We start from the raw sequence: 10,483 nt of genomic DNA on the forward strand, positions 1-10,483 counted from the left end.
CAATACGCCCGGGCGGGTCTGAACGCACGGGAAGCCCGGAGAATCGCGCGCAACAGCCCGCACCGTCACGAAGTTCAGGTGGCCGGGTTCGCGCCGCTGGCCGAGTTTCTGTCCGAGGTCGGGTTGATGGGCCCGATCGCGCGCCGCGGCTGGACCCGCACCAAATTCCTGTGACCGATCGCGTGCACGGCGTCGTCCTGGTCGGCGACGGTGACGCCGCGACTGAGCTGCTTGATTCCGGGATCAACGACTTCGTCATCTTCGACCGCGAGGTGATCAGCTCGGTGTTCAACGACGACACCGACACCTGGACGCTGACCACCGACGACGGTGAAACCTGCCGCGGCCGCATCGTGATCGCTTGCGAGTCGCCGTTGGTCCCGCGGCTGCCAGATCTGCCCGGCCGCAGGGACTTTCGCGGTACAGCTATCCACGCGGCGATGCCCGAAACGGACTTCAACCCGGCCGGCCGACGGGTGGTCGTCCTCGGCGCCGACTCCGCTGCCGGCGAGCTGATCGACCGGATGGCTCGTTCCGGTGCGAAGGTCACGGTCTTGCCGCTTCCACCCCGCCGGACCGTCGCTCGACTGCGACGAACCTTCGCGCGTCGCCGCCGCATCGAGGTGATCACGTCGCCGATCGAGGAAGTGACCCCGGTCGGGGTCCGCACCGTCGACGGTGTCCATCACAACGCCGACGCCATCGTCTACGGCACCGGCTTCGCCGTGCGCGCCGGGCTCCCGCACGACACACTGGTCGGCGCTCGCAACCTGAGCATCCAGCAGGCCTGGGTCGACGGCGCCGAGCCGTACGCCAGGGTGGCGCTGCACGGATTCCCGAACTACTTCATGGTCGGTGGGCCGGACAGCGGGGCAGCGATGCGCCACGTCGTCGAATGTCTGCGACTTCTGGGAGCGCAGGGCCGCATTGAAGTGCGGCGCAGCGTGCAACAGGTGTTCAACGAGCGGGTTCACCTGCGCCAACCGTCGAGGCAACTGCCTGCTTCGGCGTTCGACGTATCTTCGTTCGGCGGTGACGACGCCACCTACGACGGGCTGGCCACCCTGACCACCGCTGACACCTCTGAACAGGTGCGGGTCCTGCTGACCGGCCACATCGAGCCGATTGACGGTCAATACCATTGGCAGGGAACGGTTTTCGATCGCTTGCCAGTGGAGCTCGTGCGCGCCCGCACCATGACCCTGACGGTCGGCGAACGCAGCGCCACGGCTCGCATCACCGAGCAGACACCGCAGGGCACGCACTCGATTGCCGGGGTGGGAGCGCCGCCCTTCCCGCTGCAAACTGTCCCGCTCAGCTAACCGACGCGCATGGTCTGATTCCGTGCCGGATTAACGGGTTGCTCGGCCAATCCAGTGGGTATTCGGCCTTCGGGGCGAGCTCAATGGCAATTGACAACAGCAAGCTTATGGAAGTGGCCGAGTGCATGGCTAACTCCGGACGGTGGGCGTCCGATGGATAAGTCTGTCAGTCCGTTGGCGGTGTCGACGGACACCGCAGGAGCCACGCGCGTTCTCACTGCCGAGGGTGTGCTCGACAGCAGCACCTACCTGCGGCTGCGCGACGCTATCGTCCAGGCCGCGCTGGACGAGCCGCAAGCGGTATTGGTCGACGTCGACCGGCTGGAAGTCCCCGCGCCCTCGGCGTGGGCGGTGTTCACCAGTGCGCGCTGGCTGGTGGACACCTGGCCCGCCGTCCCGATCCACCTGGTGTGCAGGCACGCCGACCGCCGAAACACCATCGCCCGTCACGGTGTAACGCGCCACCTACGGTTGCACCCGACGGTCCAGGCGGCGTTGGACGCACTCACCGACGTTCAGCCGGCGCGGCTGCGGGCCGGCACCAAACTGCCGGCGGCACTGGCCAGCTTGCGGACGGCCCGGGAATTCGTGGCGGGCCGACTCGCCGAATGGTGCTACCAGGACCTCATTCCGGTCGCCACCGTGGTGGTCAACGTGTTCGTGGAAAACGTTCTGCAGCACACCGTTGGCGGACTGGCGCTCGCGCTGGAGACCGACGGCCAAACAGTCACCGTCTCAGTGCATGACGGCAGCTCGACGCCCGCGGTACGCCACGAGGACCCACGGCGCGGCGGAGAACTGATCTCCGGTCTGGCGATCGTGGCGTCGGTGTCTCGCGCCTGGGGCACCGCGCCCACGCCCGCCGGGAAGACGGTATGGGCCGTCATCGGCCCGGAAAATCGGCTTTGACACATCTGCTGGGCCCTAGTATTCGGGCGGTATTCCCGGTCGACGAAATAAGGAGACGGCGTGCGTTTCAGCTACGCGGAGGCGATGACCGACCCGACGTTCTACATTCCGCTGGCCAAAGCCGCCGAAGCGGCGGGGTACGCGAGCATGACGATCGCGGACAGCATCGCCTACCCGTTCGAGTCGGACTCCAAATATCCGTACACACCCGACGGCAACCGTGAGTTCCTTGACGGCAAGGCCTTCATCGAGACGTTCGTGCTGACCGCCGCGTTGGGCGCGGTGACGTCGACACTGCGGTTCAACTTCTTCGTCCTCAAGCTTCCGATCCGCCCGCCGGCACTGGTGGCCAAGCAGGCCGGCTCGCTGGCGGCGCTCATCGGCAATCGGGTGGGCCTTGGCGTGGGCACCAGCCCGTGGCCCGAGGACTACGAGCTGATGGGTGTCCCGTTCGCCAAGCGCGGCAAGCGAATTGACGAGTGCATCGAGATCATCCGTGGCCTGACCACCGGCGACTACTTCGAGTTCCACGGTGAGTTCTACGACATACCCAAAACGAGAATGACTCCCGCTCCGACACAACCGATTCCGATCCTGATCGGTGGGCACGCCGACGCCGCATTACGGCGTGCGGCGCGCGCCGACGGCTGGATGCACGGCGGCGGCGACCCCGAAGAACTCGACCGGCTGATCGGGCGGCTCAAGCAGCTCCGCGAGGAGGAAGGCAAGACCGGCCCGTTCGAGATCCACGTGATCTCGGTCGACGGCTTCACTCTGGACGGGGTGAAGCGCCTCGAGGACAAGGGCGTCACCGACGTGATCGTCGGCTTCCGGATCCCTTACATCATGGGACCCGACACCGAACCGCTCGACACCAAGATTCGCAATCTGGAGAGGTTCGCCGAAAAAGTGATCGCCAAAGCCTAGCGGCGGTCGTAAGCGCGGCGAAGCCGGGCGCAGCGGGCCGCCGCCAAAATCCAACGGCTACATCGGATCCCACACCGGCGCACGCTTCTCCATGTGCGCCTTGGCGGCTTCGGTCGGGTTGTTAGTGAACCCGGTCAGGATCTGGGTGCGGTTTTCGATCTCGATGGCGTGCCGCAGACTTGGCGCGTCCAGCGCGGTGTTGAGCCCGATCTTGGTCTGCCACACGCCGAAGGCGTTGTTCTCGACAATCGAGCGGGCCATCTTGAGTGCCGCAGCCATCAGCTCGTCGGGCGGCACCACCTCGTGCACCAGCTTGATCCGATACGCCTCGTCCGCGTCTATGATCCGGCCGGTCAGCATCAATTCCCGTGCCACTCCGGCGCCGACGATCTTCGGCAGTAGGTAGCTGGTACCCATGTCCATCGACGAGAACCCCGCCTTGATGAATACCGAGCCGAACCGGGCTTGCTCGGAAGCGATCCGGATGTCGGAGTGCAGCGCGAATGCCAACCCACCGCCGACTGCGACGCCGTTGACCGCGGCGATCACCGGTATCGGTAACTCGTAGAGCCGGGTGTACAGGTCGGCCAGCCGAACCTGGGAGTCGTAGTTGATCTTGAACGCCGGGGTGTGTGGCGCGTTCTTCGTCCAGGCCTCGCCGGTGCCGCTCAGGTCCGCCCCCGCGCAGAACCCGCGCCCCGCGCCGGTCAGGATCGCGGCCCGGAACTCGCCGCTGTTCAGTGCATCCAACGCGTCGTCCATGGCGTTGATCAGGGAACCGTCGATGGCGTTGAGTCGGTCGGGCCGGTTCAACGTGACGCCGGCGATGTTGTCCTCGAGCGTTTCCAATTCGACAGAACCCATAGGGCAACCGTAAGGGAACCCTCAGCGTCGGCACCTAGCGTTGCGGGAAAAGGGAGTGGGGAGAGCGCGCATGGCAAGAACTGACCGCGACAGCTGGGACTTGGCGAGCAGCGTCGGCGCCACCGCCACGATGGTCGCCGCGGCCCGCGCCGCGGCGAGCCGGCGCCGCAACCCGGTGATCGACGACCCCTTCGCCGAGCCGCTGGTCCGCGCGGTCGGGCTGAACCTCTTCACCAAAGTCGCTTCGGGTGACCTCGATTTCGTCGACGTCGACGACGGCGACGGCTTTCCCCGGATGGTCGACACCTTTGCCGCCCGAGCCCGTTTTTACGACGACTATTTCGCCGACGCCAGCAGCGCGGGCGTACGCCAGGTGGTGATCGTCGCGTCCGGGCTCGACGCCCGCCCCTACCGGCTCTCGTGGCCGGCGGGCACGACGATCTACGAAATCGATCAGCCCGAGGTCATCGAGTTCAAGACCACCACGCTGTCCCAACTCGGCGCGGTCGCCGGAGCAGAGCATCATCCGATCGGCATCGACCTTCGCGAGGACTGGCCGGCGGCACTGCGGGGCGCGGGCTTCGACGCCACCCAGCCGACGGCCTGGTTGGCGGAGGGAGTGCTGATCGGTTTTCTGCCGCAGGAGGCGGAGGTGCGCATGCTCGACAGCGTGATCGCGCTCAGCGCCGTCGGCAGCAGATTCGCCGGGGACTACGGATCGGTGCGCGGCCGGACCGAGAAGGAGCAGCACCAGGCCCGGATCATGACCGACCGCTGGCAAGAACACGGCCTGGACCTACACATTCCCGACCTGACGTATCCCGGCGAGCACACCGACGTGACGGCCTACCTGCGAGAGCACGGGTGGGATGCCGACCGATCGGTCCTGGGTGATCTGTTCGCCTCGGCCGGGCTGGCACCGTTGGAAGACGACGCCCAAGGCAGCGCGCCCGCGTCGATCGGTTTCGTCCGGGCGACCCGCCGCTAGACCTACGAATGCTTGGCCAACCACTCGGCCTGCATCGCCAGCAATCCCATCGCAGGCAATTGCGGTGTGTTGGAGTCGAGTTCGCGATAGCGCGTGTAAACATTGATCACGACGCGTTCGGCGTCCAGCCAACTCGCGTACTCGCCGAGGTCGATTGTGTCGGCCGCCTCCACGAATGACAGCCCTTTGCGATAAGCGGCTTCGGCTTGTTCTACGACGTGGACGAGATAGCTTCGCACTGCGCGGATTCCGTCCGGGTCGGTGACCGGGCCGTGGCCCGGTACCACCGTCGGCGCATCGAGCGCGATCATCGCATCGCAGGCATTGACCCAGTTGGCGATCGGCCCGGCCCACACGATCGGTGTGCAGCCGATGAAAAGCAGATCCCCGGCGAACAACACCCCGGCGTCGGGCACGTGCACGACCGAGTCCGCGGCGGTGTGGGCCGGCCCGAGGTTCAGCAGTTCCACCCGCCGACCGCCGACCTCGATCGTCAGCCGATCGTCGAAGGTCTGGTCTGCGTTGCGCAGGGTGATACCACCGAAATCGAACGGCCCGAACCGTTCTCGCAAGTAGGGGGTCGCGACGGGCCCAAGGTCCGCGGTTTGAGCCATCACCAGCATCTCGGGAGCCATGCCGTGGGCGATCTCCTCGGCGGTTCCCGTTGCGGCGATTACGCGCACCGCACCGTCCAGCAGTTGGTTGCCATGGGTGTGGTCTCCGTTGGAATGGGTGATCAGTGCGTCGGCGATGGGCGCCCGGTCGGTGATGGGTGCCATCGTCGCCAGCATCTCGCGGGTCAACGGGAGGTCGAACAGCGTGTCCACCAACAAAGACGCGCCATCGCCGGCAACCAGACCCGCGTTGCTCCAGCCGAACCCGCCGTCCGGCAGCAGCCAGGCCCACACCCGGTCTCCGACCTCGTGCAGTCCGCGGGTGTACGGAATCTTTGCCGGCGCCGGATTCAACCGGGTGGCCGCCGGTGCGGCATCGGGATTTGGCCTGGCCGGTAGTGGTTGCGGGACAGGGGTTTTCCGAACTGTTTGGCGTGTTTCCCCCAGGCCTTCCACCCGAAGCGTGACGACGTCCCCGTCGTGCAGCCAGCCACGGAAAGACTCGGGTGCCGTTGAGTCGAGATGTTCCACCAGTGTGCAGGTCGGCACCGTTCCGGAACCGAAAACATCGCCGGGGTTGAGCATTACGCCACGCGAGGCGTAGGCGATGACTTCGGGGAAGCTCCAATCCATCTGCCCGGTCGATCCAGAACCGATCACCTCGTCATTGACCAGTGCGGTCACCTCAAGGCTCAGCTTCCCGTCGCGGCGGTAGGGCTCGAGTTCGTCCGGTGTCACCAGGTAGGGGCCCAGGGTGACGCCGCTGTCCTTGCCCTTGGCCTGACCGATCGCCAACTGGCCCTCCAGCATTTGCAGGTCGCGCGCGGACCAGTCGTTGAAGATCATGTAGCCGATGATCGCCTGTTCGGCTTCGTCGACCGAAAGGTCTTTGCCTGGTGTCCCGATCACTGCGGCGATCTCCAACTCGAAGTCCTGCCAAGCACTTCCGGGCGCCATCGGAGCATCGTCGTAGGGGCCGAGAACGGTCGACGGACAGGCGAAGTAGAACGCCGGAATTTGGTACCAGGTGTCTTTGAGCACCCGGCCGCCACCCATGGCCGCCTGGCAGTTGCGCATGTGGTCGAGGAAGCACAGGCTGTCCCGGATCGACGGCGGCCGCGGTATCGGCGCCATCAGCGTCACCTCATCGAGCCGCCCGGTGGGCGCCGAACGCAGTGCGGCCTCCCCCGCTTCGGCCAGCCCGACGGACCCCCGCCCGATCAGGTCGAGCAGAGCCACGCCCGGCTCCAGCGCGTGGATCGCTTCGCCGGACAACACTGCGGTCCGCTCGTCGCTGTCGTCTCGAAAGGTTATCCACCGCATCGAGATACCGTATTCGACTATGACCATCACTGTCGCCGAAATCGAGGTCGCCGACCCGGTCGAAGCCTGGACGCGAGCCGGGTTTCAGGTGGACTCCGATGCCGTCTGCCGGGTCGGCGGCGTCAGCATCCGGCTGGCCGGGCCCGGCGGCGGCACCGGCGTCATCGGTTGGTCGTTGCGCGGCCTGCCGGACGGCTGGGGCGATGACCTCGACGGCATCCCCACGACGAGCTCAGAAGCGGTCCTTGCCATGCCCGCCGAGCACGCCAACGGCGTCATCGCCATCGACCATATCGTGCTGTTCTCACCCGACCTGGGTCGAACGGTCGAAGCGCTGGCCGCCATCGGTGTCAAGCCCCGCCGCGAGCGCGACGGCGACCTCGGCGGACGACCGATCCGCCAGGTCTTCGTCCGATTCGGAAACGTCATCATCGAAGTCGTCGGTTCGCCGGAGATCACCAGCGAGGGTCCGTCCACTCTTTGGGGGATCACCTACGTCGTCGCCGACATCGACGCGACCGCCGCCTTCTTCGCTGATCGCGTAACACCGGTCAAGGACGCCGTTCAGCCGGGACGTCGGATCACCACACTGCGGCATCGCGATCTCGGAATGTCGGTCCGGTCGGCGCTGATCTCGTCTCACATTCGCGAAGTCTGACGCGTGTTGCGGACCCGACGGCGCGACGCTCTGCCTATCCTCGGCTCGTGACCGAACCCGGCGACCGCATCGTCGTCATCCATACCGACGGCGGCTGCCGACCCAACCCCGGCCCGGGCGGCTGGGGTGCGGTGTTGCGCCACGGTGAGCACCTCCGCCAGATGTGCGGCGGCGAGGCGGGCGAAACCAGCAACAACCGGATGGAATTGACCGCGCCCATCATGGCGTTGGAGGCACTCACCAGACCAGTGGTCGTGCATCTCTACACGGACAGCACCTACGTCCGGAACGGCATCACCAAGTGGGTGTTGGGCTGGGAGCGCAACGGGTGGAAGACCGCGGCCAAGCAGCCGGTGAAGAACGTCGACCTCTGGAAGCGGCTTCAGATCGCCTGCGCGCGGCACCGTGTCGAGTGGTTCTGGGTGAAGGGTCACTCGGGAGTCGCCGACAACGAGTTGGCCGACGAGCTGGCGACTCGCGGCCTGCAGGAAGCCATCAACCCCGTCTACTCCCGCACCACCTGACCGGGTTCCTTGTCCGGTCGCAACCCACGCCAACTGGGTTGACGCAGCCGGTCGTCCGATGTCCATTCGCTGTATCGGACTTCGCCGACCAGCGTGGGCTTCACGAACGTCACACCCTTGGCGTCTTGGGTGGAAAGCCTTGCATTGAACGGGGATTCGTCAGTATGCAGCGGCGCCAGCGTCTTCTTCAAGTTGGCCAGGTCACGCTCGGTGAAGCCGGTGCCGACCCGTCCGGCGAAGTGCAGCCCGTCGGCGGTGGGGATACCGATCAACAGCGATCCGATGCCGCTGGTGCGCCCGCCCTCACCGGCGCGCCAGCCGCCGATGACCACTTCTTGGGTGTTCCAGTATTTGTCCTTGACCCACGACGCCGAGCGACGGCCCGGCTGATAGGTCGAGTCGCGCTTCTTGGCGATCACGCCTTCCCACCGATGTTTTCGCGAGTATTCGAGCGCCTCATCGCCATCGCCCGGCAACAAGTCCGGCACGTTCAGGCCACTACCAGAAGCGAGCGTTTCCAACAACTTTCGCCGGTCGCGATATTTGGCCCGCAGCAGCGACCGCCCATCAAGGTAGAGAAGATCGAACGCCCGGAACTCGATGCGGGTGGCCCGCGCCCGGTTCTGCATCTCGGAGAAACTCGGCACGCCGGACGCATCGAGGGCTACCACCTCGCCGTCGAGCACCGCATGGTGATCAGCGAGATCGTCTGCGAGCGAATCCAATTGAGGAAACTCCTTGGTGACGTCGCGTCCGCTGCGAGATCGCAACCGTACCTCGCCGTGGTCCGCTTCCACCAGAAGTCGGTAGCCGTCCCACTTGGCTTCGAACGCCCACTGGGATGCCTTCAGGCCTGCCACCGAGCCGTGGGTCGCCAGCATCGGAGACAGCTCGTCGAACTCGAAGACGTGCTGGTCTTTCATCCGGTGCGCCAGCCACTGGTCGCCGTTGGTCTGGATCAACGCGTACCGCCCGGTGATCCGCTGGCCGTGCAAAGTGACGATGACTTCACCCTTGTCTCCGTCATCGCGAAACTTCTCGGTGTCGTAAGTGCCGGCGTCCCAGATGATCACCTTGCCGCCGCCGTACTCCCCCTTCGGAATCGTCCCCTCGAAACTGCCATACTCCAGCGGATGGTCCTCGGTGTGGACGGCCAGGTGGTTGACCGCGGTGGTTTCGGGGAGATTCTTCGGCACCGCCCAAGACACCAGCACGCCGTCGCGTTCAAGGCGGAAGTCGTAGTGCAGCCGCCGGGCATGATGTTCCTGGATGACGAAGGTATTGCCCTGGCCGACAGCAAGTTTGGTGCTGGGCACCGGCTCGGGCGTCTTGGAAGCGTCGCGCATGCTGCGGTATTTGGTCAGCCGATCGGCGGTCCGCACGTCGGCGTCCAACGGCGCCAACATATCTCCGTCACGCTCGATCCGCTTCAGCACCTCGTCGTAGCGTAGCTGGCGCAACTTCTTGTCGTCCAGTTCCTCCCAGCTGCGCGGCGCGGCGACGGTCGGGTGTTCGCGACCCCGCAACGAGTACGGTGCGATGGTGGTCTTCGAGCCGTTGTTCTGACTCCAGTCGACGAACACCTTGCCGGCCCGCACACTCTTGGTCATCGTGGAGGTGACCAGCTTGGGCATCGACGTTTCCAATTGCTGTGCAACGCGTTTGGCCAGCACCGACGCACCCCGGCTGCTCACTGGTTTGTCGAGCGGACAGTAGAGGTGCATCCCCTTGCTGCCGCTGGTGAGCGGAAACGTGGTCAGCCCGACGTCGGCGATCAGGTCGCGGACGGCCCTGGCGACCTCGGCCAGCTGAGCCATCGTTACGCCCTCACCTGGATCGAGGTCGAACACCAGGCGGGTGGCCGGGCCCGGCTTGAGCACTTCGCCTTTGCGTGTCCACTCGGCCTCGAAACGCCATTGCGGCACATGCACTTCCAGCGCGGCCTGCTGGCCGATCCAGGCCAGGCCGTCGGCACTGTCGATGATCGGATACGTCGTGGTACCGGATCGATGGGTAATGCTGCCGCGCGGCAGCCACTCCGGCGCCGAAGCGGCAAGCTGCTTTTCGAAGAACGACGACTCTTCGACCCCGTTGGGCCAGCGTTTGCGGGTGGCCGCGCGTCCGGCGATGTGCGGCACCATCACTTCGGCGATGCCGGTGTAGTAGTCGAACACGTCCGCTTTGGTGGTTCCAGTGGCGGGATACAACACCTTGTCGGCGTTGGTCAACTTCACCCGCGGCGTCATGATGTCAACCTACGCCGGTCGTTACCGCACCTCACCACCACTTATGGACGGCATTTTCGCCAATTGTGAGCCAGCACACCGTGACAAGACCCACTAAGACGTTTAAGT

At 65.6% G+C, this 10,483-nt stretch carries 9 protein-coding genes and 1 pseudogene; 7 read left to right on the top strand and 3 right to left on the bottom strand.

Annotated features, from left to right (window positions below):
* The 4 genes and pseudogenes from WAO18_RS00490 to WAO18_RS00505 form a co-directional block, all read left to right on the top strand.
* Positions 1-174 (top strand): annotated as a pseudogene (locus WAO18_RS00490) (diiron oxygenase); the annotation flags it as partial.
* Positions 171-1,322: a DUF4873 domain-containing protein gene (locus tag WAO18_RS00495; RefSeq protein ID WP_422202967.1), complete on the top strand. Its 1,152-nt coding sequence runs from the start codon at positions 171-173 to the stop codon at positions 1,320-1,322. The pseudogene WAO18_RS00490 and the gene WAO18_RS00495, both read left to right, overlap by 4 nt.
* Positions 1,323-1,475: 153 nt before the next feature.
* Positions 1,476-2,231, top strand: a complete 756-nt coding sequence (locus tag WAO18_RS00500) for a sulfate transporter (protein ID WP_422202969.1) — start codon at positions 1,476-1,478, stop codon at positions 2,229-2,231.
* Positions 2,232-2,291: 60 nt separating this feature from the next.
* On the top strand, positions 2,292-3,158 hold the full coding sequence (locus tag WAO18_RS00505) for a TIGR03619 family F420-dependent LLM class oxidoreductase (protein WP_422202971.1): 867 nt from the start codon (positions 2,292-2,294) through the stop codon (positions 3,156-3,158).
* 57 nt (positions 3,159-3,215) lie between these two features.
* Here the strand turns inward: WAO18_RS00505 and WAO18_RS00510 are convergent, their stop codons facing one another.
* Complete coding sequence (locus tag WAO18_RS00510; RefSeq protein ID WP_422202973.1) at positions 3,216-4,022, bottom strand: enoyl-CoA hydratase/isomerase family protein; 807 nt, start codon at positions 4,020-4,022, stop codon at positions 3,216-3,218.
* Positions 4,023-4,092: 70 nt separating this feature from the next.
* On the opposite strand from WAO18_RS00510, the gene WAO18_RS00515 reads away from it, so the two are divergent.
* Entirely contained in the window at positions 4,093-5,010 is a 918-nt protein-coding gene (locus tag WAO18_RS00515; RefSeq protein WP_422202975.1) for an SAM-dependent methyltransferase, read from the top strand.
* Between the two features lie 2 nt (positions 5,011-5,012).
* Here the strand turns inward: WAO18_RS00515 and WAO18_RS00520 are convergent, their stop codons facing one another.
* Complete coding sequence (locus WAO18_RS00520) at positions 5,013-6,947, bottom strand: fumarylacetoacetate hydrolase family protein (protein WP_422202977.1); 1,935 nt, start codon at positions 6,945-6,947, stop codon at positions 5,013-5,015.
* 19 nt (positions 6,948-6,966) lie between these two features.
* Here WAO18_RS00520 and WAO18_RS00525 point away from each other — a divergent pair, with 19 nt between their 5' ends.
* Entirely contained in the window at positions 6,967-7,605 is a 639-nt protein-coding gene (locus WAO18_RS00525) for a glyoxalase (RefSeq protein WP_422202979.1), read from the top strand.
* Positions 7,606-7,673: 68 nt separating this feature from the next.
* Complete coding sequence (rnhA, locus tag WAO18_RS00530) at positions 7,674-8,129, top strand: ribonuclease HI (protein ID WP_422202983.1); 456 nt, start codon at positions 7,674-7,676, stop codon at positions 8,127-8,129.
* Here rnhA and WAO18_RS00535 read toward each other — a convergent pair.
* Positions 8,111-10,375 (bottom strand): ATP-dependent DNA ligase, encoded by a 2,265-nt coding sequence (locus WAO18_RS00535; RefSeq protein ID WP_422202981.1) that lies wholly within the window; start codon positions 10,373-10,375, stop codon positions 8,111-8,113. The two genes, rnhA and WAO18_RS00535, sit on opposite strands and share 19 nt — an antisense overlap.
* Between the last annotated feature and the right edge of the window lie 108 nt (positions 10,376-10,483).

The organism is Mycobacterium sp. (assembly GCF_049278535.1).
Taxonomy (GTDB): Bacteria; Actinomycetota; Actinomycetes; order Mycobacteriales; family Mycobacteriaceae; genus Mycobacterium.

What these genes read in the sequence shown, in the direction of transcription:
- WAO18_RS00500 (WP_422202969.1), top strand. Translation starts at nt 1,476, where the DNA reads ATGGATAAGTCTGTCAGTCCGTTGGCGGTGTCGACGGACACCGCAGGA.
- WAO18_RS00510 (WP_422202973.1), bottom strand. Translation starts at nt 4,022, where the DNA reads ATGGGTTCTGTCGAATTGGAAACGCTCGAGGACAACATCGCCGGCGTC.
- WAO18_RS00515 (WP_422202975.1), top strand. Translation starts at nt 4,093, where the DNA reads ATGGCAAGAACTGACCGCGACAGCTGGGACTTGGCGAGCAGCGTCGGC.
- WAO18_RS00520 (WP_422202977.1), bottom strand. Translation starts at nt 6,947, where the DNA reads ATGCGGTGGATAACCTTTCGAGACGACAGCGACGAGCGGACCGCAGTG.
- WAO18_RS00525 (WP_422202979.1), top strand. Translation starts at nt 6,967, where the DNA reads ATGACCATCACTGTCGCCGAAATCGAGGTCGCCGACCCGGTCGAAGCC.
- WAO18_RS00535 (WP_422202981.1), bottom strand. Translation starts at nt 10,375, where the DNA reads ATGACGCCGCGGGTGAAGTTGACCAACGCCGACAAGGTGTTGTATCCC.